Below are 21,063 nucleotides of genomic sequence, written 5' to 3' on the forward strand. Positions count from 1 at the left end.
GGCCGGGGCTGCTCGGCCGAGCGACTCGCGGCCCGCGCCGGACGGGAGGGCCCCACGGAGCTGGAACGGCCCCCCGGGCTGCCTCTATGATCGGCACACTTTCAAGGCCGACCATCCCGAACCACATCTGTACGGCCCCGACTGCACTACGGGAGCGAGCGGTGAGCGGAACCCCCGAAGGACCGGTGCACGCCCAGCTCTCGCCCGCACGGGAGCACACGCCTCTGATCACGGAGCGTCATCCTCACCCCTCGACAGATGCGGGCCCCGGCATGCTCCCGACCGCCGAGGGCCGCACGGGCGCCGGGCTCCCCGTCGAGACGGGACATCCCTCCGATACGGGACTCCGTGCCACTGCCGGGTGCCGCGCCGAGGCCGAGGCGCGCGACTACCGCGCCGCCTTCCGGGCCGCCCAGCTGGCGATGGCCGTCGTCGACGAGGACGGCCTCGTGATCTCCGCCAACGACGCGTTCGGCACCCTCCTCGGCACCGAGGCCGGAGCGCTCCGGGAACAGGCCGCCGCCGATCTCGTCGACCTCGCCTCCGACGCCCGCACCTGGCACGCGTACCACGAGGTGCTGCGCGGCCGTCGCTCCCGCCTCAGCTGCACCCGCCGGCTCAAGCACCCCGACGGGCGCTCCCTGTGGGCCGAGGTCACCGTCGCCCCCGTACCCGAGAGTCCGCGCGTCCTGCTCTCGATCGCCGACATCAGCGACCGGCGCGAACTCCAGGCGCGCCTGCGACACCTCCAGATGCACGACCCGGTGACCCGGCTGCCCAACCGGACGCTGTTCTTCGAACGGCTGGCGGCCGCCCTCGACGGGGCCACGGAGGACGGCGAGCCGAAGACCGTCCCCTGCCCGGGCGGGACCACGGACCGCGACTCGTCGTACGAGTCCTACGAGTCGTACGGGCATGGCAGAACAGGGCGGATCGGTCTCTGCTACCTCGACCTGGACGGCTTCAAGGCCGTCAACGACACGCTGGGGCACCGCGTCGGCGACCGGCTCCTCGCCGCCGTGGCCTCCCGGCTGACGGAGTGCGCGGACAGCGACGGGTACACCCGCAGCGGCGGACACCTGGTGGCCCGCCTCGGCGGCGACGAGTTCGCGATCCTGGTCGAGGACTCGGCGGGCACGGAGCAGCTCGCGGACCTGGCGCAGTCCGTCCTGACCGCGCTCCAGCGGCCCTTCGACCTGGCGGGTCAGCGCCTCTCGGTCTCCGCCTCGATCGGCGTGGTGGAGCGGGCCGCCTCGGGGACGACGGCGACGGGACTGATGCAGGCCGCGGACACGACGCTGTACTGGGCGAAGGCCGACGGCAAGGCCCGCTGGACCCTGTTCGACCCGGAGCGCAACGCTCATCGGATGACGCGCCAGGCGCTCAGCTCGACCCTGCGCCCCGCCGTGGAGCGCGACGAGTTCGCGCTCGAGTACCAGCCGCTGGTGGGGCTGTCGGACGGGGCCGTGCGCGGTGTGGAGGCGCTGGTGCGGTGGAACCACCCGCAGTTCGGCCCGCTCCCGCCGAATCGGTTCATCGGGATCGCCGAGGAGGACGGCTCGATCGTCGAGCTCGGCCGGTGGGTGCTGCGGACCGCGTGCCGCCAGGCCCGGCAGTGGCAGCAGGACCATCCCCGGGAGCGGCCGCTCTTCGTGAGCGTCAACGTGGCCGTGCGCCAGGTCTGGGACTCCGACCTGGTGGCGGACGTGGCGGGCATCCTGGCGGAGACAGGGCTGGCACCGCACCTGCTCCAGCTGGAGCTGACCGAGTCCGCGGTGATGGGCTCGGCCGGCCGGCCGCTCCAGGCGCTCCAGGCGCTGAGCGACATGGGCGTGCAGATCGCGATCGACGACTTCGGGACGGGCTACTCGAACCTGGCCTATCTGAGCCGGCTGCCGGTCTCGGCCCTCAAGCTCGACGGCTCCTTCGTCCGCGGCTTCCAGGACGAGGCGCACCCCAACCCCGCGGACGAGCTCATCGTGGAGGCGCTGGTCCAGCTGGCGCACCGGCTCGGGCTGACGGTGACCGCCGAGTGCGTGGAGACCTCGGGCCAGGCGACCCGGCTGCGCCGCATCGGGTGCGACACCGGCCAGGGCTGGCTGTACTCCCGGGCGGTGACCCCCGACCGCATCGCGGCACTGATCGGCGCCGCACCCATGCCGGCCTGAACCCGGCCGCCCGCCCCGGGCCGGGCGGCCGGGCGGCACATGGATGCTGCCCCCGGCCGGAGGGACATCCGGGCGGGGGCAGCGGTCATGAGGGGGTGTCAGCCGGTGGTCAGCAGGCGCCCTGGTCCTTCCAGACGCCCCACTCGCCGGTCGTACCCGGCTCCTCGTTCTGGGTCCACCACTGGGCCTTCCAGGTGTGGCCCTTGTGGGAGACCAGCGCGCCGCCGGTGTAGACCGTGCCGGCCACGTACGCCGGGGACGTGCAGCCGGTCGGCGGCGTCGTCGGCGGGGTCGTGGGCGGGGTGGTCGGGGGCGTCGTCGGAGGGGTCGTCGGAGGCGTGGTGGGCGGCGTGGTCGGGTTCGTCGGGGAGGAGCCGACCGCGGTCACGATCTGGTTGAAGAGGGTGGCGTTGGCGTCCAGGCCGAGCAGCGAGTACATCATCGCGCCCGCCAGACCGCGCTGGTGCCCGTAGTCGGCGCGGGCCTGGATGGTCCGCTGGTCGAGGCCGGTGAAGAACTCGCCGTCCTTGTAGAAGTACGCCGACTTGGCCTGGTCGTCCCAGAAGGTCGTGGCCGCGTTGTCGACGATGCCGCCGAGCTCCTTGTAGTGGGCGATGCCGGCCTGCTGGCTGACCGGACGGGCCGCGGAGGCGCCGGTCGCGGGCTGCGCGAGGCCGTTGGCGGACCCGGCCGGGACGCCCTTCCAGCCGCGGTAGTAGAACTCGTAGCCCAGCGTCAGCTTGTTCGCCGGGAAGCCGCCCGCGATGCCGTAGGCCGGCTTGCCGTCGATCCAGGAGTCGATGGCGTTGTCGATCGAGTACTTCTCGGTGCCCGGCTTGATGGCGTCCGTCGGGTCGTTGGCGCCGGAGTACAGCGGGGACTGGTGGTACGTCGGCCCGTCGCCGTCCCAGGCGCCGTGCATGTCGTACGTCATGATGTTCGCGTAGTCGAGGTACGCGCCGATCTTGTCCGTCTCGATGTTCTTGATCTTGTCCTGGCCGGCCGGGAGCGCCGCCGTCAGCAGGTACTTCTTGCCGCCGTGCGCCGCGCCGTACTCGTCCAGCTGCTTGCGGAACTCCGCGAGCAGCAGGGTGAAGTTGGCCTTGTCCTCGGGGCCGTAGTGGTTGCCCAGGTGACCGTCGGGCGAGCCCGGGTACTCCCAGTCGATGTCGATGCCGTCGAAGATCCCGGCCGCCGTGCCCGGACCGCCGTAGCCGCCCTCGACCGGCAGGTCGCCCGCGATGTACTGCTTGACGCACGAGGCGACGAGCTTCTTGCGGCTCGCGTCGGTGAGCGCCGCGTCGTGGAAGTACTTGGAGTACGTCCAGCCGCCCAGCGAGATGTTGATCTTCAGGTTGGGGTGCTTCGCCTTCAGTTCCTTGAACTGGTTGAAGACGCCCACGATCGGCTGGTCCCACTTGTCGGCCACACCGTCGACGCTGTCCGCGGCCGAGAAGGAGCGCTGGTAGTCGGCGTAGGAGTCGCCCGCGCCGTCACCGGCGTTGGGGTTGGCGTCGTCGCCGGCCGCCTTGTTGGCCTCGAAACAGGTGAGGTCGGTCGGGTGGATGTTCCCGAACGAGTAGTTGATGATGTCGAGCTTGCCCGCGATGCCCCGGGTGTCGAGGTGCTTGGGATAGAAGGCGTTCCCGTACACGCTCCACTGGTCGTAGTACGCGATCTTCACGCCCCCGGACGAGGGGGCGGCGGCGTCGGCCGCCTGGGCGGAGCCGAGTCCGGCGGTCACGGCGAGCGCGCCGGCGGCGAGCGCGGAGCTCACCAGCGCGGCGATGAGGGGTCGTCTGCGGGGGTGCACGTGCGGCCTCCGAGGGAGTACTGGGGGTGGTGCCGTACAGGAACTGGAGCAGTGATAGCCCCCGCGTGAACAGCACGTCAATGGTCTGAACCAGATTGAGGACTAGACCAATTCGCGCGTGAAAGCCCTTGTCAGAGAGGTGCAGCACAAAGCGGAACCGCTCGCCACTACATGTGACGAGCGGTTTAAGGTTCACTTAGGACTCCGCGGCCGGGTCGTTCGAGGCCGAACCAACACCCCGCGGAAACCCAGGTTTTACCCGAGGTCCTCCGGCAGGCCGTAGGCGTCCGCGATCAACTCGTAGCTCCGCAGCCGCACATCGCCGCCGTGCGCGTGGGCCGTGATCATCAGCTCGTCGGCGCCGGTCCGCTTGCGCAGGTCGTCCAGACCCGCGCGCACCTCGTCGGCCGTGCCGTGGACGATGTTCGCCAGCCAGCCGTCCACGAAGTCCTGCTCGGCGGGGCTGAAGACGTACGCCTCCGCCTCCTCGGGCGTCGGGATCAGGCCGGGGCGGCCGGTGCGCAGCTGGAGCATCGACAGCGCCCCGGTGCGGACCTGGCGGCGGGCCTCCCGCGCGTCGTCGGTGGCCAGCGCCGAGACGCCGATCAGCGCGTACGGCGCGTCGAGCACCTCGGAGGGGCGGAAGGAGTCGCGGTAGAGGTCGAGCGCCGGGATGGTGTTGTGGGCCGAGAAGTGATGGGCGAACGCGAACGGCAGACCGAGCATTCCGGCCAGCCGCGCGCTGAAGCCGGACGAGCCGAGCAGCCAGACCGGGGGCCGGCCCTTCGGCCCCTGCACCGGACCCGGTACGGCGTGGATCCGGGCGTACGGGTGCCCGTCGGGGAAGTCGTCGTCCAGGAAGCGGGTCAACTCGGCCAGCTGCTGCGGGAAGTCGTCCGCGCCCTCGTCCAGGGTCCGGGTCCGGCGCAGCGCGGCGGCCGTCGCCCCGTCCGTCCCGGGGGCGCGGCCGAGCCCGAGGTCGATCCGGCCCGGCGCGAGGGCCTCCAGGGTGCCGAACTGCTCGGCGATCACCAGCGGGGCGTGGTTGGGCAGCATGACGCCGCCGGATCCGAGCCGGATGCGGCTCGTGTGGGCGGCGAGGTGGGCCAGGATCACGGCCGGCGAGGAGGAGGCGACACCGGGCATGGAGTGGTGCTCGGCCGTCCAGAGGCGGTGGTAGCCACGCCGCTCGGCGAGCTTGGCCAGCTCCACGCCGGTGGCGAGCGCCTGCGTCGCGGTCCTCCCCCTGCCGACCGTCACCAGGTCCAGTACGGACAGCGGAACGGCCGACTCCCCGTGTCCCGTGCCTCGAATCGCGTCGCTCACCGTGGGCCCTTCTGCGCAGTGACATACGTACGCCCGAGCACAACAGGAGGGTGTCTCCGGTTATTCCCCGGAGGTGATCGGGGCGCCTTCCGGGGGTGATCGAGTCCGTTTCTCCGAAAAAAATCTTCTCGGCTTCGGGCCTCGAACGCCCGCCCGAGGCCACCCGGGCGATGCCCTGACCTGACACTCTGTGCGACAAGTGTGACCCTGGCATATGCCAGGGTGGTGAGGCCCAGCTTAGGGCCGTGGAGCTGCGCATTATTCTCGCCAACAGCCGCCCCGGAAACGGCGCTTGACGGCTATCGTGGTACGGAAGTACGGAAGCTTGCGGTCACAACCTGGTAGGGGGAAACCGTGGCGCTGAAGCCCGAGCCCACCGCGCCGTTCCACTCGGTGCAATACGCCCTGCGTGTGCTGGAGACGGTCTCACGGCACGGCGGCGGGGTGACGGACGTCCAGATCGCGCGGGAGACGGGTCTGCCGACCGCCCATCTGGCCTCCCTGCTGCTCATGCTGCGGCGCGAGGGGTACGTCGAGCAGGTCAGCGACGGCGCCTACGTGATCGGCGACTCGCTGGTCCTGCTGGGTTCCGGCATAACCCGGCGCGAGGCACTGGAGCGCAAGCTCCAGGAGACGCTGACCGAACTGCGCGACTCGGTCGGCGCGGCGGTCTACATCAGCCGGTACATCGACGGCGAGGTGAAGATCACCCAGTTCGCCGACGGCCCGCGCACGCCCAAGGTCAACGAGTGGGTCGACTTCCGCTCGGCGGCGCACGCCAGCGCGGTCGGCAAGTGCCTGCTGACCCAGCTCGACCAGAACGGCCGCCGCGACCACCTGTCCCGGCACCGCATCGCCCGGCTGACCTCGCGGACGATCACGAACGAGAAGGTGCTCTTCTCCAAGCTCGACAGCCAGCCGCCGACGGTTCCGGTCCTGGACCTCCAGGAGTACGCGGTGGGCACGGTCTGCGCGGCGGTGCCCCTGACCGCGGGCGCGGCCGTGGGCTGCCTCGCGCTCTCCCTGCCGATCGAGCACGCCCACCGGCTGCGCTCGGCGGCGGACACCCTGAACCGCAGGGCGGCTCCGGTGGTCCTCTCGCTGGCGATCTAGGGCCTGTCCTCAAAGGAGCGCCGGTCGGGCTCGCGGTGTCCGGTGCCGTGCATCGCAAGGCGGAGGAGCGTCCGCGTACTGGACGTACTCGGACGCTTCGACAACGCAGCGAGGCGCGGTGCCGGGCGCCGCGAGCCAGGCGCTCCTTTGAGGACAGGCCCTAGGGCCTGTCCTCAAAGGAGCGCCCGGGCAGGATCCGGACGTGAGGGGCCCTCCCCCGGTCGGCGGGGCCCGGGATCCCGCCCGAAACGGCCGAAAGGGTGCCGCATCGGCGTGGTCGGGAGCACCTCCACGGACCAGGTAGTATTTTCTCTGTCAGCAGGCGCCGCTAGCTCAGTTGGTTAGAGCAGCTGACTCTTAATCAGCGGGTCCGGGGTTCGAGTCCCTGGCGGCGCACAGACGGAGGAAGCCCCTCGCGCGAGCGGGGGGCTTCTTCGTGCGTCCGGATCGGGTGCCCGGGCCGTGCCTCAGGCGCGGAGGTAGGTGAGGACCGCCAGGACCCGCCGGTGGGTGTCCTCGGCGGGCGGCAGGTTCAGCTTCCCCAGGATGTTGCCGATGTGCTTGCCGACGGCGGCCTCGGTGACGACGAGGCGGCGGGCGATCTCCCCGTTCGAGTGCCCTTCCGCGACCAGGGCGAGCACCTCGCGCTCGCGAGGGGTCAGCGCCTCCAGCGGATCGCGGTGCCGGCGCAGCAGCTGCCGCACGACCTCGGGGTCCACGACGGTGCCGCCGTCCGCGACGCGGGTCAGGGCGTCGAGGAACTCCTCGACCTGGCCGACGCGGTCCTTGAGCAGATAGCCGACGCCGGTGCCGTCGCCCGCGTCCAGCAGGTCGGCGGCGTAGGTCCGCTGCACGTACTGGCTCAGGACGAGGACGGGCAGCGCGGGGTGTTCGGCGCGCAGGGCGACGGCGGCGCGCAGCCCCTCGTCCTGGAAACCCGGCGGCATCCTGACGTCGGTGACGACGATGTCCGGCCGGTGCGCGGCGACCGCCTCGCCGAGCGCGTCCGCGTCGCCGACGGCCGCGACGACCTCGTGGCCGAAACGTGCCAGGAGACCGATCAGGCCCTCACGGAGGAGGACGCTGTCCTCGGCGAGGACGACGCGGAGGGAGCGGTCGGTGCGGGACAAGGGATCTCCACTCGCAGGAGGGTGGGGCCGCCGGCCGGGCTGATGATCGTCAGTGTGCCATCGAGGACCGCGAGCCGGTCGGCGAGTCCGGTGAGGCCGCTGCCGCCGGCGGGGTCGGCGCCGCCCGAGCCGTCGTCGGTCACCTCGATCCGGAGCCGTTCGGCGGTGTACCGGACGGAGAGCCCGGCGCGGGTGGCGCCGCTGTGCTTGCCGATGTTGGCGAGGGCCTCGCAGACGGCGAAGTAGCCGGCGCTCTCGACGGCGGTCGGCAGCCGGGGCAGGCCGGGCGGGATGTCGGTGGTGACGGGGACGGCGGAGCGGTCGGCGGCGTCGGTGAGGGCGGCGTCCAGGCCGTAGTCGGCCAGGACCTGCGGATGGATGCCGTGGATCAGCTCACGCAGCTCGGTGAGGACCAGGCCGGCCTCCGCGTGCGCCTTGCCGAGCTGGTCGGCGAGCGGGCCCGGCGGCGCGTCCAGCCGGGCCAGACCGAGGGTCATGGTGAGGGCGACGAGGCGCTGCTGCGCGCCGTCGTGCAGATCGCGCTCGATCCGCCGGCGCTCGGCCTCGAAGGCGGCGACGAGCCGGGCGCGCGAGGCGGTGACCTCGCTGATCCGGTCCCGCAGTTCGGTCTCGCGCGGGGCGAGCAGTGCGCGGCTGACCGCGGCGCGGGCACCCGCCAGGGCGGCGAGCGGGTAGAGCAGGGCGACCAGCAGCACCGCGCCGAGCAGGGCCGCGGCGAAGGCCTGCGGATACGAGGTGACGAGGTACGCCTTGACGACCTTGGCCTCCTCGCCGTCGAGCGCGAGCTGCAGGGGAGCGCACATCAGCAGGACGGGCAGGCCGAGGGCGACGGCCAGGACGATCAGGTCGAGCGGCCACAGGACGGTGGCGTGCAGGACGGCGTACGCGAGTTCCCGCCAGGTGGCCTGCTCGCGCACCCGGAGGCGCAGCCAGGCGCCGAGCCCCGGGGCGTCGGGAATCCGGTGCGGATCGGCGGCGGGCTCGTGCTCGACGAGCCGGATCCGCCGCCGCTCGATGCCGCCGAGGGCGATCCCGGCGAGCAGGAGCAGGGGCAGTCCGACGAGGAGGAGGGAGAAGAGGAGGAGCAGGAGGAGCACCAGGAGGGCGGGCAGGCCGGTGGCCACCCCGCTCGCGAGGTACGCGGCGGACCGCCAGGGCCAGGCGGTGCGGGGATACCGGGGCCGGGTGAGGGCCTGCCAGGGGGTACGGGGCTCCATGGCGCCCACGGTAGGCGGCGGCCGGCGGCCCGGGCCATGGGTCTGGCGGGCGTGCGGGGGTATGCCTGGCCCTACCCCTCGGGAGCGGGCACGGTCGCGGACGGGCTGCGGCCCTGGGCGGCGTACCGCGCGCGCAGGGTGTCGAGGACGGCCGGGGTCACCGGTTCGTAGGGGGCGTCCGGGACCGGGCGCCACCACACGGGGTCCTCGCAGAGGAAGGAGGCGCGGCGCAGGGCGACGCGGTGGATCTTGTTCGTGGCGGTCAGCGGGAGTTCCGGCACGATGCGGACGAAGCGGGGCGGCATCTTCGTCCCCAGGTCCGGCTGGGCGGCGAGGAACGCGGCGAACGCCTCGGGGGCGAAGGCGGCGCCCGGCCGCAGGGCGATCGCCGCCATGACCTGGTCGCCGGCCACCGGGTCGGGTATCGCGTAGACCGCGACGCCCGCCGCGCGCTCCCAGCGCGCGAGGATCTGCTCGATCACCGCCGCCGCGAGGTTCTCGCTGTCGACGCGGAGCCGGTCGTCCGTGCGTCCGGCGAAGTAGAGGAAGCCTTCCGCGTCGCGGTAGAAGAGGTCGCCCGTCCAGTACCAGCCGTCCCGCAGCCGGGCGGCCTCCGCCTCGGGATTGCGCCAGTAGCCCTCGAACGGGTTCCGGCCCCGGTTGACGAGTTCGCCGATCGCCGAGCCGGCGTTGAGCAGGGCGCCCGACGCGGAGAAGCGTGCCTCCTCGCACTCCTCGCCGGAGGCGGCGTCGACCACCGCCAGGTCGTCCCCCGGCGCCGCCCGCCCGATCGCGCCGGCCGGCGTGTCCGGGGTCCGCTGGATCGCCGCACCGCCCTCGGAGGAGCCGTACCCCTCGACCAGCCGTACGCCGAACCGCGCCTCGAAGCGGGCCGCGTCCACCGCCCCGGCCTCGGTGCCGAACCCGAGCCGCAGCCGGTGGCCGCGGTCGTCCGGACCGGCCGGGGTGGCCAGCAGGTACTGGACCGCGCGCCCCACGTAGGTGAAGTACGTCGCTCCGAACGCGCGGACGTCGGGCAGGAAGCCGGAGGCCGAGAAGCGGTCCCGCAGCGCCACGCCCGCGCCGGCCGCGAGCGCCGGCGCCCAGTCGGCGATCACCGCGTTGCCGTGGAACATCGGCATGCAGACGTAGTGGACGTCGTCGGGGCCGAGCCCGAAGTGGGAGACGAGGGAGCGCCCGGCCGCGGCGAGCCTGCCCTGGCTGCAGATCGCGGCCTTCGGCGCGCCGGTCGAGCCGGAGGTGAAGTAGAGGAGCATCCGGCTGCCGGGGTGCACGGGACGGACCACGGCCTCGCCCGGCTCGGCGCCCTCGTACGGCAGCAGCAGGGCGCGGTAGGCGTCGGTGTCGGTCACCAGGATGCGCACGCCCGGCAGGGCGAGCCCGTCGAGCAGGGGAAGGTACGCCCGCTGGGTGACCAGGACGCGGCAGTCGGTGTGGACGATGTCGCGGGCCAGTTCCGCTCCGCGCCGGGTGGGGTTGATGCCGGCGACGGCGGCCCCGGCCAGGGCCGCCGCGCTCAGCCACAGGGGGAACTCCGGCGTGTTGTCGAGGAGTACCCCGAGGTGCGGCTCGGCACCCCGGGGCAACAGCTCGACGAGCAGCGCGGCCCGCGCTGCGGCTCCGGCGGCGACCTGGTGGTGGGTGAGGACCGACGCCCGGCTCCTCAGCCCGATCCGGTGATCGCCCCACTGACGCTGCACGAGCTCCGCCACGGTCATGCGCCGGACGGTAACTGACTAGTCGTCAGAACTGAACATCCGAGCAGGCGTAGAAGGCGTTCGCGGTGTCCGCGATCGTCCACACGGCCAGGATCAGATGCTTGCCGGTCTTGCCCGCCGGGATGGTCCCGGAGTGCGAGAGCGTGGCCGGCGGCTGCTGGTTGTTGTAGGGGACGGTCAGGAAGGGCTGGGAGTCGAGAGCCGCCCGGGTGAGCGGCTTGGTCCGGTCCCAGCCGTTCTTGGTGATGTAGTACCGGAAGTCGGTGGTGCGGTGGCGGGCGGTGAACTGCCAGCGGAAGCCGTAGCTCTGGCCCGCGGTGACCCGGGTGGCGGGCCAGTTGCCGCCGCGCGGGTCGTCGAGCTGGGCGAACTGGGTGAGACCCGCGGAACAGATCCTGCCGTCGGCGGGCCCGGCGGACGGGAAGCCCTTCGGACCCTCGACCGACTGCGGCTCCCACTGGATGGAACCGCAGTTGGTCACCGTGCCGTTGGCGCAGAGCTTCTGCCGGCTGATCGGGGAGTCGGTGTAGCCGTGACTTCCGGCACTGCTCGTGGCGAAGAGGGAGGCGGCCGCGACGCCGAGCGCCACCGCGGCCACACCTGTCTTTTTGCGCATGCTGTCGCTCCAGGAGAACGTGGGGGAGTTCTGTGACCCGTGCTGCACGCGTGCGGATGATTCGGCCGTGGATGGTGCGGCGGTACCTATTCCGGTCTAGACCAAGTACCAAGGTATTGACGGAAGTTGAACATGTCCATACCAATCGCGGGATTCACGCGCCGTCCCCCGGCGCGGTACGGCCCGTGTAGAACGCCACCGTCAGGTCCTTGACCAGCGCCTTGCGCTCGTAGTCGTCCAGCTCGACCAGACCACGCGCGGTCAGGCGGTGGACCACGTCGTCGACCGCGTCCACGACGGCGGTCAGCACGCTGTCCCGGTGCTTCGCGTCGATCGCCGCGATCCGCCGGCGCTGCATGGCCGCCGCGATCTCGGGGGCGTACTCGATCCGGGTCGGCTGCGCCGAGAACACGTCGACCCCGACCGGGGCGCACTCCGCCGAGAGCATCCGGGTCAGCGCCTCGCCGACCGCCTCCGCGTCGCGCAGCGTCGGGGCGTCCTCGTGGAAGGCGTCCGCCGGAAGCTGGGAGAGCACCCGCGCCATGGCCGCCTCGACCTGCTCACGCAGGTACGCCTCGTGCCCGTCGACCCCCAGCGCGGCCCGGACGGTGTCCCGGATGCGCCAGACCACGAGGACGACGACGTCGAGCGCGGTGCCCTTGGCGTCCACCGCGGAGAGCGGCTCGCTGCGCCAGTGCCGCAGCCGGACGTCGACCCGGCGGCGCAGCAGCAGCGGGCTGATCCACAGGAGCCCGGTGCGGCGGACGGTGCCCCGGTAGTCGCCGAACAGGGTGAGGACGTAGGCGTGGCCGACCCGGCCGCGGCCGAGGCCCCCGAACGTGAAGAGGGTGGCCAGCACCCCGAGCGCGAGCAGGGCCCACTGGCCGAGGTGGATGCCCTGGTACGGCCGTACCGGCAGCCGCAGCATCCGACCCAGCGCATCGGGCACGGCACCGGCCCACCACAGGACGGCCGCGCACCCGGCGAGCGCCAGGAACCCGGCGGCGACCCCGATCCAGCCGGGCAGGGCGGGCCCGGGACGCTCGACGAGCGCGGGGTCGGCGGAGGGCGCGGGGCGGGTGGACCGGGCGCGGGCGGGCTTGGGGATCCTCGCCCGGGACGCGGAGGACGGCGGGGCGGCGGAGGCGGGGACCGGGGAGGGCGCGAGGGTGGCCATGGCGACGGTGGCGGGGCCGCCGTCGTCGGCCACGCCGACGCTCGCCGCGGAGGGCTCGGGCTCGTCCCGGAAGAGGAGGTGCACGGGGATCGAACCGGTCGTCTCGGTCCCGATCACGTTCTTCCGCCGGGGTCCGGTCCGCACGGGCGCCGGCGCGGGCGCCTTGGCCTGCTCGGCGGCCACGGGTACGGCGATGACCCCGCCGGGCGCGTCGATGATCCGCCCGATGTCGGAGACCCGGATGAACTCGCGCCGCCCGCAGGTCACGTGGCCGGGCGCGGCGGCTTCGCGGGGGCCGGTCCGCGGCCCGCCGGACCGGTCGCCGGCCGCGGCGGTCGGGGCGGACGGGGCGGACGGGGCGGACGGGGCGGACGATCCGGTCGGCGTGGTGCCGGATCGGTCGGTGGAGGAGGTGGTCGATCCGGCCGGGCCGGTCGCCGTGTCGGCCTTGGCCGCGACGGCGTCGGCCGCGGTGCGCGCCGTCTCGGCGGACACGTCCCGTACGTGGTCGGTCGGCGCCGCGACGGCGGGGGCGGCGGCCGGGGAGGCAGAGGCGGCGGAGAGCGAGGGGGACGAGGCCGGCGCCTTGGCCGGCGTGACCGGCTGAGCGGGGGCGGACGACGTGCCCGCGGGGGCCGGGTCGGTCGAACCGGGCGAGGCCGGGGTCCGGCCGGACCGGGGCGGGGCGGCCGCGCGGGAACCCGTGGGCGGTCGGTCCGGCGCGACGGCGGGCTTCTCGGCGGGACTGGCGGCGCCCTCCCCCGCGGCGGGACGCTCCCGGACGGACACCGGCGTTGACGTGGCGTCAGCAGGGGGCGTGGCCGGGCGCGCTGTCGCGTCGGCGACCGCGCCCGTCGGCGCCTCGCCGACCGCGGGGACGGCCGGGGGGACGGCCGGCGCCGGACCGTCGTCCGCGCGGGCCGCGGCCGGCCGACGGGAGTCGGCCGGGGCGGCGGGAGTCGTGGAGCCGGTGGGAGTCATGGAGCCGGTCGGCCGGTCGGCACCCCGCGGGGTGCCCGCACCGGCGGTGGTCGCCGCGCGGGCGGTCCGCTCAGGGCCGGCCGCCGGAACGCCGCGCGGCCCGGACGCGGAGCCGTCGGGACCCGCCGCCGGGCCGACGCCACGCGACCCGTCGACCGCTCCGGGCGCCGGCCGGCCGGCCGATGCGCCCGTAGCGCCCCGGAGCTCGTCGGTTCCGCCCGCATGTACCGAAGGGGCCGCGCACGGGGGCATGCCCGACCCGTGCTCCGCACCGGCCGTCGCCGGATCCGCGCGACGGACCGGGTCCGCCGGCGTCCCGCCGGGCGCGGTTCCGTCGGCATCCCGGCCCGCCGCACGCGGTCCCCCGCCGGGCCCGGCCTCCGTTCCCACCGGACCGCCTGCGCTCCGGCTCCGATCCTCGCCCGGCCTGGTCGGCTCACCCGGCTCGGTGCGCTCCGCGCCGCCCGGCCTCGCCGCGCCCTCCGCACGATCCACGCTCTCCGCACCGACCGGCCGCCCCACCGTGAGCGCCGCACCCACGGACATCGCCGCCATCGCCGCCCCGGCGGGCGAACCCACGGAGCCACTCGCCCCACCACCGGATGCGGGTGCGTCCGGCCCGCCACCGCTCGCCGCACCGGTTCCGCCCGTCACGGAGGCGGGCCGAGGCTCCGCGTCCGCAGGAGCCGCACCCGTCGCCGCGGCGGACGGCGAGGCCGCACCCGTATCCCCGCCGGGCGGGCCTGCCGACGCGCGCGGGGTGCGGGGCTCCTCCGTCAGACGGCGAGCCGTGCGCGCCGCGTCGCGCGTGGCCGCGGGGCCGGAGTCTCCGGGCGGGCCCAAGGGATTCGGGTTCGATGCGGTCATGCGGTCCACCTCATGCTCTTGGGGTCATCGGAACAAGCGCCGCCAGGTCTCCGGGCCGGGGTAGCCGTCGGCCGCGCCGCCGAGCCATCCCTGCGCCCGCTGGAACGCCTCGACATTGCGACGGTCCGCCTCGGACCAGCGCGGACCGGGACCCGACAGGTAGTGCTTGCCGTAGCCCCGCTTCACCAGCTGTTTGCCCAGCTTCTCCACATATGCGTTGGATTGCCCCGGACGGAAGTAGCCACGCCCGGGGAACCCCGTCTCATTCGCGGTCGAACCCCCCGAACCACTCGAACCGCCGATGGCGCGGCCCTGCCCGGTCACCAGCAGCCGCCACGTCTGAGCCCCCGGCAGACCGTCCGCCTCCGCGCCCTTCCATCCCTGCGCCTGCTGGAACGCCTGGGTCGCCCGGCGGTCCGCCTCGGACCAGCGCGGGCCGGGCCCCTGGCCGTAGAACCGGGTGCCGCCGCGCGCCACGAGCATGCTCCCGAGCCGGGTGACGTACGCGTTGTTCGCGCCGGGCCCGAACATCGCCGCGCCCGGGTAGGCCGTCGTCGTGGAGGCGGCGCCTCCGGTGGTGGTGCCGCCGGTGATCCCCTTGTAGCGGTAGGCGACGTAGCGGTCGGAGTTGTCCCAGTACGCCAGCGGCGTGGCCTGCCGCCGCGCGCGCGGCTTCGTCTGCTCGTACGCGAGGTACGAGGTGTGGGTGTAGTCGGTCCAGCCGCCGAAGATCGTGACGTGCGAACCCTTGGTCGGGTTGGCCGGGTTGTGGAAGAGCAGGATGTCGCCGGGCTGGAGCTCCGTGCGGTCGACCTTCTCGCCGAACTTGTCGAGGCTGCCGGTCCATTCGTTGGCGCTCAGGTTCCAGGCCATCGAGATGTAGCCGGAGCAGTCCTGGCGGTATCCGTCCGTCCAGTACTTCTCCATCGAGTACGGGACCTGTGCCGTCACCCACCGCTTCGCCCGGTTGATGATCTCGGTCCGGGTCGAGCGGCGCAGCGACGCGGCCGGGACCTGACCCGTCGTCGGGGCGGCGGCGGGCGACGCCGGCTTCCCGCCGGGACCGGGCACTCCGTGCAGCGGACCGGCGCCGCCCTGGGGGGTGTCGGGCCCGGGGCCGTCGTCGGCGGGGGCGCTCGGGACGGTGGGACCCGAGGGCCGGGCGAGGGCGCTCGCCCCGCCGCCGCCGAGCACCACGCCGGCCGCTGTCATCAGGACCAGCGCGCGCCGCGCACCGCGCGCCGCCGGGTGGCCGCCCGCGCGGACGGGCAGCGCGAGGGCCAGGTCGCGCCGTTGCCGGCCGCAGCCCGCGCACGCGCAGTCGTCGGCGGGCTCGAACTCCTCGAAGATCGGCACACTCATGCGATTCCCCTCCACACTCGTCGAGATCCTCCGGCGCTCTGGCACGGGCGCCAGTGTCTCAACTGTCTGGACAAATCGCATTTTGACGGATCGAAGCTACAAAACGACCATCCGACAGGCCGGAAGTGGCCGGCCTTGGTCAGGAGCACCCTCGAGCGTCGGGTAGAGTTACGCAGGTCAGCAAGCGCCGCTAGCTCAGTTGGTTAGAGCAGCTGACTCTTAATCAGCGGGTCCGGGGTTCGAGTCCCTGGCGGCGCACGCGCAGTCGAGGCCCCCTCACCATCGGTGAGGGGGCCTCGGTCGTTCTCCCTCTCTCGGAGCCCGGAGCTGGGGGCCTGCCCCCTGGGACGCCTCCCTGTCTTCCTCCTGCCGCCAAGCCCCACCGCGACCTCGGCCCGGGGTGCCGATCGACCTGCCGGGACGGAGCACGGACCCGATCGACGGCCGACGTCTGGGCCGGGAGCGGCGAGCGCCCTACAGTGTTCGGAACCCCGACCTCCCGCGGCGGCGCCGGATTCCTCCCGCACTCCGGATGCCCGCGGTCGAGGACCGGCCCGGCCGGCGGACGCACGGGACGTGGGCCGCCGGCCGGGCTCGGTGGCGCACGACGGGAAGCCCCGCGACCTGGGCGAGGAAGCGAGCCCGGGCCAGGCCGGGGACCGGGCCCGGCGCACGACGGGCCGGCGGACGGGCGCGGGGGCCGGCGGACGCGCGAGCGCACGGACGCGTCACGGCTCCGGAGGCGGCTCAGCCCTTCGTCACACCCGTGAGATACGCGGAGACGACCACGTTCGCGGTGTAGGCGCCCGCCGTGCGGTCGAAGCTGCCGCCGCAGGTGATCAGCCGCAGCTCGGCCCGGCCGGCACGGCGCTGCCCGTACACCTCGTGCGCGTCGAAGTGGTCGCGGGGGACGACCCGCACGTCGTCGACGGTGAACTCGGCGACGGAGCCGTCCGACCGGGTGACGCGGACCTCGGCGCCCGGGCGGGCGGAGCTCAGACCGTAGAAGACGGCCGGCCGGGTCTCGGTGTCGACGTGGCCGACGAAGACGGCGGACCCGTCCGCGCCCGGCCGGGTGCCGCGGTCGAACCAGCCGACCGACTGCGGCATCTCGTACGGGGGCGGGTCCACGGCGCCCGTGTCGTCGAGACCGCGCGGGACGACCGGCGCCGCGATACCGAGGGAGGGGACCTCGATCCGGCTCGGCGTCGCGGGCTCCACGGGGGCGTGCGCCGGGGGGAGCGGGACGCCGAGCGGGCGGCCGGCCGCGGCGATGTCACCGGTGGTCGGGGCCGCCGCGCCGCCCGGGCCGTCGGTCGCCTCCCGGCCCCACAGCCACAGCCCCAGGACCAGGAGCGCCCAGGCCACGCCGGTGATCAGCCGGCCGGTTCCCGCGGTCCGTGTTCCGGCGGACATCCTCAGTCCGCGACCGAGGCCGCACCCGCGCGGCGGCGGCGCGCGCTGCGGACGGCGACGGCCACCGCGGCGATCCCAGCGCCGGCGAGACCCACCAGGGTGTACGGGGTGCCGAGGCCGCTTCCGGTGGCGGTCTGGGCGACACCCGGCGCGGCCGGCGCGGCGAACGCGGCGGTACCTCCGCCGCCGGCCCGGACGGGCGCGAGGGGGCTGGGGTAGTACGTCGGCTCGTGCGTGGGGTGGTGGGTGGGCTGGTGGTGACCCCGGACCTGGATCGTGCCGACGTCGCGGTGGCTGTGACCGTCGCAGGTCACGCTCACGCGATAGGTGCCGTCCTTCAGGTCCGACTTCACGGTGGTGTCGCCGAACAGCGGGTAGTCGCCGCCGTCCCGCCCGGTGAGTTCGGCGTCGGCGACGAACGCCTGAGACTTGGCGGCACCGGTGGTGCCCTTGCAGCCCGTGACGCGGACGTCGACATCGGCACCCGGCCGGGCGGTGGACGGGGTGACGGTGATCTTCACACCGTCATGGGCGTACGCGGTGCCGGCTGCGGATGCCAGCACGAGTACGGCGGCCGCCCCTGCGGCACGGAGAGCAATGGGACCTGAACGCATCGTGACCTCCTGGTACTGGCAGGTTCACCCGGTTCCGGTCTTTTCGCATCCGCAGGGGCCCGGCACGCCTCCGAACAGGGGGTTCCGGCCCGTGGGCGGCTCCCCCGCGGGACGGTCAGACGCGGTCGACGATGTCCGCGATCGAGTCGACGATCTTGGAGGGCCGGAACGGGTAGCGGTCCACCTCGGCCCGGGTCGTCAGACCGGTGAGCACCAGGAAGGTCTGCATGCCCGCTTCCAGACCGGCCAGGATGTCGGTGTCCATCCGGTCTCCGATCATGGCGCTGGACTCGGAGTGGGCGCCGATGGCGTTGAGTCCGGTACGCATCATCAGCGGGTTCGGCTTGCCCGCGAAGTACGGGTCCTTGCCGGTGGCCTTGGTGATGAGGGCCGCGACCGAGCCGGTGGCGGGGAGCGGTCCCTCCAGCGAGGGGCCGGTCTCGTCGGGGTTGGTGCAGATGAACCGGGCGCCGGCGTTGATCAGCCGGACGGCCTTGGTCATTGCCTCGAAGGAGTACGTCCGGGTCTCGCCGAGGACGACGTAGTCGGGGTCGTGGTCGGTCAGGACGTAACCGATGTCGTGCAGGGCGGTGGTCAGTCCCGCCTCGCCGATGACGTAGGCCGTGCCGCCGGGGCGCTGGTCGTCGAGGAACTGCGCGGTTGCGAGGGCGGAGGTCCAGATGTTCTCCACGGGCACGTCCAGGCCCATGCGGGCCAGCCGGGCGTGCAGGTCGCGCGCGGTGTAGATCGAGTTGTTCGTGAGGACCAGGAAGGGCTTCCCGGTCTCCCGCAGCTTCTTGATGAACGCGTCGGCGCCGGGGATCGGGACACCCTCGTGGATGAGGACGCCGTCCATGTCGGTCAGCCAGGATTCGATCGGCTTGCGCTCTGCCATGTGCGGGAAACTCCTGCCGTACGGAATGCGTGCGGTGCTGGGAACGCCGCGACAGCGCTGTGGCGACGTCCCCAGACTAGTCAGGATGCCCTGATCCTGACCCCGCCGATCACCCGGTACCGGTTGTCGGAGCCGGTGCGGCGGAGGGCGGCAGGGGCCGCCTTCCGCCGACACGGGGAGCCGTCCGCTCGGGCCGGCAGGATCCGGCCCTCCGGAGGCGGCCTCCTCAGCGGCGGGGCACGCCCCGTCGGGGGCGGCGGCCGCGCCGCGCCACCAGCACCAGGACGGCGCCGGCGAGGACGAGAGCGCCGGCCACGGGCGCCAGGATGGTGACGACGTCCCGTCCGGTCAGGGCGAGTTCGCCCGGGGCGGTCGACGGCCGGGCGGCACCCCTGGACGGGGTGGCCGACGCCGGGGCGGGCACGGCGGTGCCGGGTTCCGCGCGGCCGGGTTCCGCGGACGGTGCGGCGGGGTCGATGGTGAGGCGGTAGGTCTCGGACTCGCCCACCCAGTCGCCGTCGTCGCCGCGGCGTTGCACGATCGCCGCGTTGGCGACGACCTCGTCGGGGGCGGTGTCGGCGCGGAAGGCGAGCCGGACCGGCACGGTGACGGTGCCGCCGGCGGGTACGGCGAAGCCGGGGAAGCCGGTGAGGACGCCGATGTTCTCGTGCTCCTCGGTCGCCTCGAAGGGGACGGGCCGCCAGCGCCGGGCCGCCGCGTCGTAGAAGTCGAGGCGGATCTGGGCGGGTTGGAGCATCCGATGGCGGTCGGCGAGGACGAGGACCGGATGGATGCCGTCGCAGGCCTCCGTCGTGGTGTTGGTGAGATCGATGTTCCAGGCGGCCGGGGCGCCACCCGGGGCGTAGTCGGTGGGGCCGCCGTGGATCCGGGTGTCGAGGGGGAACTCCGTGTCGGTGGCCTTGCCGCAGGTGGGCGGCTGGTCACGCTGTTCGGCTTCGGGACCCGGGCCGGAGTCGGATCGGGGGCTGGGACCGGGGCCGGCGCCCGGCTCGGCCGCGGCGGGGAGGACGGCGAGCGCGAGGACGGCGGTTCCGGCCGTCGCAGCAGTCACGCCGGGGGCGAGGGCATTGCGCAGTCGCATGGGCGGGGTGCCTTTGCTGCTCGCGGGCGGACGGGACGGCCGCGACGCTGCCACGGACCTCGGGGCGGACACGGGAGCGACGCGGCGGACCCCCTCGCACGGCCCGGCCATTCCACCTGATCAGCGTATTTTCGACTCCCTCGGCACCCTCGGCCGGCGGGGGCGGCTCCGGGACGCCGGGGGCACGGGCGGCCGGGGCCCGCGCCGGGCCCGCTCGGTCCATGGCCGGGCACGCCCCGTCGGGGCTACTTGCCGAAGACCGGAGCCAGCACCAGCTGGGCGGCGCCCTCGGCGACGGCGTACGGGGTGACGGCGACCTCGGTGGGCAGACCCAGTGCCGCGAGGACCGCGCGGGTGCCGCGCTCGAACGTGCCGGGGGCGGCGAGGACGGCCCGACCGCCCAGGAGGACGCGGTCGATGTCGAGGAGCCGGACGAGGCCGGCGGCGCCGGTGCCCAGGACCCGGGCCGCCTCGGCGAGGTCCCCGCGGGCGACGGCCGCCAGGCACAGGACCTCCAGGCAGCCGCGCCCGCCGCAGTCGCACGGGGGCCCGTCGAGCTGCACCGTCTGGTGCCCCAGCTCGCCCGCCCCCGTCCTGGCCCCCCGCAGCAGCCGGCCGTCCAGCACGAGCCCGGCACCGAGGCCGGTACCGAGATGGACGTAAGCGAACGAGTCCGCCGCGGGCGACCGCAGGGCGAGCCCGAGCGCCGCGGCGTTCGTGTCCTTGTCGAGGACGACGGTCCGCCCGAGCTCGCGGGCCAGTACGTCGCGGACGGGGAAGCCGTCCCACTCGGGATGGCCGGTGATCCGGCCCGGCGCCCCGGCCGGGTGATCGAGCGGACCGGGCATGGCGACCCCCACCCCCAGGACGACGGACGGACCGCCCTCGGCCCGGCCGCCGGAAAGGGCGTCGCCGTCGGGGCCGGTGTCGCGGGCGGCGCCCGCGTCCGGTGCGGCGTCGGCGGCCGGGCCGGACCCGTCGCCCGGGCCGGGTGCGCCGGGCACCTCCCCCGGTGACGGTGCGAGTCCCGCTCCCGCCAGCAGCTCCCGTACCTCCCGTGCCGCCGCCGACAGGACGGCCGGGGCGCCCGCGCCCAGGTCCAGCGGGGCGTTGCGGGTGACGACCGGCGTGCCGGCGAGGTCGACGAGCACGGAGGTCAGTTCGTCGCGGTCGAGGTGCAGCCCCACCGCGTACGCCGCCGCCGGGACGAGCCGCAGCACCGTGCGGGGCTTGCCGCCGGTCGAGGCGCGCCGGCCCGCCTCGCGGGCCAGGCCCTCCGCCCGCAGCCGCGCCGTGATCTTGCTGACCGCCTGCGGGGTGAGGCCGGTCCGCTCCGCCAGCTCCAGCCGGCTGATCCCCGCCTCCCCCGCGCCACGCAGCAGATCGAGCACCAGCGCCGCGTTGTGGCTGCGCAGCGCCGGTAGGTTCGCTCCACCCAAGTCGTTCTTCACCTCGCCATTGTCTCCTGCGCTTGCACTTTGGCAACAGCGTTGCTTAAGTGGCGTC

15 protein-coding genes and 2 tRNA genes are annotated in these 21,063 nt (G+C 74.1%); 4 read left to right on the forward strand and 13 right to left on the reverse strand.

Annotated features, from left to right (window positions below; all coding sequences use genetic code 11):
* The first annotated feature begins 161 nt into the window (after window positions 1-161).
* Entirely contained in the window at window positions 162-2,168 is a 2,007-nt protein-coding gene (locus ACGFZF_RS29630) for a putative bifunctional diguanylate cyclase/phosphodiesterase (protein ID WP_393559105.1), read from the forward strand.
* A gap of 109 nt (window positions 2,169-2,277) precedes the next feature.
* Here ACGFZF_RS29630 and ACGFZF_RS29635 read toward each other — a convergent pair whose 3' ends face one another.
* Together ACGFZF_RS29635 and ACGFZF_RS29640 are read right to left on the reverse strand one after the other, a co-directional pair.
* Window positions 2,278-3,981, reverse strand: a complete 1,704-nt coding sequence (locus ACGFZF_RS29635; protein ID WP_393559107.1) for a glycosyl hydrolase family 18 protein — start codon at window positions 3,979-3,981, stop codon at window positions 2,278-2,280.
* Between the two features lie 255 nt (window positions 3,982-4,236).
* Window positions 4,237-5,307 carry an LLM class flavin-dependent oxidoreductase gene (locus tag ACGFZF_RS29640; RefSeq protein ID WP_393559109.1) on the reverse strand — a complete coding sequence of 357 codons (1,071 nt, stop codon included), beginning with the start codon at window positions 5,305-5,307 and terminating at the stop codon, window positions 4,237-4,239.
* 354 nt (window positions 5,308-5,661) lie between these two features.
* Between ACGFZF_RS29640 and ACGFZF_RS29645 the strand changes: the two genes are divergently transcribed.
* Complete coding sequence (locus ACGFZF_RS29645) at window positions 5,662-6,420, forward strand: IclR family transcriptional regulator (RefSeq protein ID WP_393559111.1); 759 nt, start codon at window positions 5,662-5,664, stop codon at window positions 6,418-6,420.
* 322 nt (window positions 6,421-6,742) lie between these two features.
* Window positions 6,743-6,816, forward strand: a tRNA-Lys gene (locus ACGFZF_RS29650).
* A 71-nt stretch (window positions 6,817-6,887) separates the two neighbouring features.
* On the opposite strand, the gene ACGFZF_RS29655 is transcribed toward ACGFZF_RS29650, so the two are convergent.
* The 6 genes from ACGFZF_RS29655 to ACGFZF_RS29680 all read right to left on the reverse strand — a co-directional run bounded on the left by ACGFZF_RS29655 (window position 6,888) and on the right by ACGFZF_RS29680 (window position 15,530).
* Window positions 6,888-7,550, reverse strand: coding sequence for a response regulator transcription factor (locus ACGFZF_RS29655; protein ID WP_356599106.1), 663 nt, complete (start codon window positions 7,548-7,550; stop codon window positions 6,888-6,890).
* Entirely contained in the window at window positions 7,481-8,788 is a 1,308-nt protein-coding gene (locus ACGFZF_RS29660; RefSeq protein WP_393559114.1) for a sensor histidine kinase, read from the reverse strand. The genes ACGFZF_RS29655 and ACGFZF_RS29660 overlap by 70 nt, the downstream gene beginning before the upstream one ends.
* 71 nt (window positions 8,789-8,859) lie before the next feature.
* Window positions 8,860-10,527, reverse strand: coding sequence for an AMP-binding protein (locus tag ACGFZF_RS29665; protein WP_393559116.1), 1,668 nt, complete (start codon window positions 10,525-10,527; stop codon window positions 8,860-8,862).
* Between the two features lie 25 nt (window positions 10,528-10,552).
* Window positions 10,553-11,143, reverse strand: coding sequence for a lytic polysaccharide monooxygenase (locus ACGFZF_RS29670; RefSeq protein ID WP_393559118.1), 591 nt, complete (start codon window positions 11,141-11,143; stop codon window positions 10,553-10,555).
* A 154-nt stretch (window positions 11,144-11,297) separates the two neighbouring features.
* A complete protein-coding gene (locus ACGFZF_RS29675) occupies window positions 11,298-13,301 on the reverse strand; it encodes an SPFH domain-containing protein (RefSeq protein ID WP_393559120.1) in 2,004 nt (667 codons plus the stop codon).
* A gap of 891 nt (window positions 13,302-14,192) precedes the next feature.
* Entirely contained in the window at window positions 14,193-15,530 is a 1,338-nt protein-coding gene (locus ACGFZF_RS29680) for a peptidoglycan-binding protein (protein ID WP_393559122.1), read from the reverse strand.
* A 184-nt stretch (window positions 15,531-15,714) separates the two neighbouring features.
* Here ACGFZF_RS29680 and ACGFZF_RS29685 point away from each other — a divergent pair.
* Window positions 15,715-15,788: transfer RNA gene (locus ACGFZF_RS29685), tRNA-Lys, on the forward strand.
* A 489-nt stretch (window positions 15,789-16,277) separates the two neighbouring features.
* Here ACGFZF_RS29685 and ACGFZF_RS29690 read toward each other — a convergent pair.
* The 5 genes from ACGFZF_RS29690 to ACGFZF_RS29710 form a co-directional block, all read right to left on the reverse strand.
* Window positions 16,278-16,946 carry a class F sortase gene (locus ACGFZF_RS29690; RefSeq protein WP_393559124.1) on the reverse strand — a complete coding sequence of 223 codons (669 nt, stop codon included), beginning with the start codon at window positions 16,944-16,946 and terminating at the stop codon, window positions 16,278-16,280.
* Between the two features lie 2 nt (window positions 16,947-16,948).
* A complete protein-coding gene (locus ACGFZF_RS29695; RefSeq protein WP_393559125.1) occupies window positions 16,949-17,560 on the reverse strand; it encodes a hypothetical protein in 612 nt (203 codons plus the stop codon).
* A 115-nt stretch (window positions 17,561-17,675) separates the two neighbouring features.
* The gene (locus ACGFZF_RS29700) at window positions 17,676-18,455 is read right to left on the reverse strand and encodes an HAD-IIA family hydrolase (RefSeq protein ID WP_393559127.1); all 780 of its coding nucleotides are present in this window, start codon (window positions 18,453-18,455) and stop codon (window positions 17,676-17,678) included.
* 226 nt (window positions 18,456-18,681) lie between these two features.
* On the reverse strand, window positions 18,682-19,557 hold the full coding sequence (locus ACGFZF_RS29705) for a hypothetical protein (RefSeq protein WP_393559129.1): 876 nt from the start codon (window positions 19,555-19,557) through the stop codon (window positions 18,682-18,684).
* Window positions 19,558-19,802: 245 nt separating this feature from the next.
* The gene (locus ACGFZF_RS29710) at window positions 19,803-21,008 is read right to left on the reverse strand and encodes an ROK family protein (RefSeq protein WP_393559131.1); all 1,206 of its coding nucleotides are present in this window, start codon (window positions 21,006-21,008) and stop codon (window positions 19,803-19,805) included.
* Window positions 21,009-21,063: the final 55 nt, after the last annotated feature.

It is taken from the genome of Streptomyces sp. NPDC048338 (assembly GCF_043201055.1).
Taxonomy (GTDB): domain Bacteria; phylum Actinomycetota; class Actinomycetes; order Streptomycetales; family Streptomycetaceae; genus Streptomyces.

Excerpts from the sequence above, each read along its gene's own strand:
- ACGFZF_RS29660 (WP_393559114.1), bottom strand. The coding sequence starts at position 8,788 with ATGGAGCCCCGTACCCCCTGGCAGGCCCTCACCCGGCCCCGGTATCCC.
- ACGFZF_RS29665 (WP_393559116.1), bottom strand. The coding sequence starts at position 10,527 with ATGACCGTGGCGGAGCTCGTGCAGCGTCAGTGGGGCGATCACCGGATC.
- ACGFZF_RS29670 (WP_393559118.1), bottom strand. The coding sequence starts at position 11,143 with ATGCGCAAAAAGACAGGTGTGGCCGCGGTGGCGCTCGGCGTCGCGGCC.
- ACGFZF_RS29675 (WP_393559120.1), bottom strand. The coding sequence starts at position 13,301 with ATGACTCCCACCGGCTCCACGACTCCCGCCGCCCCGGCCGACTCCCGT.
- ACGFZF_RS29680 (WP_393559122.1), bottom strand. The coding sequence starts at position 15,530 with ATGAGTGTGCCGATCTTCGAGGAGTTCGAGCCCGCCGACGACTGCGCG.
- ACGFZF_RS29690 (WP_393559124.1), bottom strand. The coding sequence starts at position 16,946 with ATGTCCGCCGGAACACGGACCGCGGGAACCGGCCGGCTGATCACCGGC.
- ACGFZF_RS29695 (WP_393559125.1), bottom strand. The coding sequence starts at position 17,560 with ATGCGTTCAGGTCCCATTGCTCTCCGTGCCGCAGGGGCGGCCGCCGTA.
- ACGFZF_RS29700 (WP_393559127.1), bottom strand. The coding sequence starts at position 18,455 with ATGGCAGAGCGCAAGCCGATCGAATCCTGGCTGACCGACATGGACGGC.
- ACGFZF_RS29705 (WP_393559129.1), bottom strand. The coding sequence starts at position 19,557 with ATGCGACTGCGCAATGCCCTCGCCCCCGGCGTGACTGCTGCGACGGCC.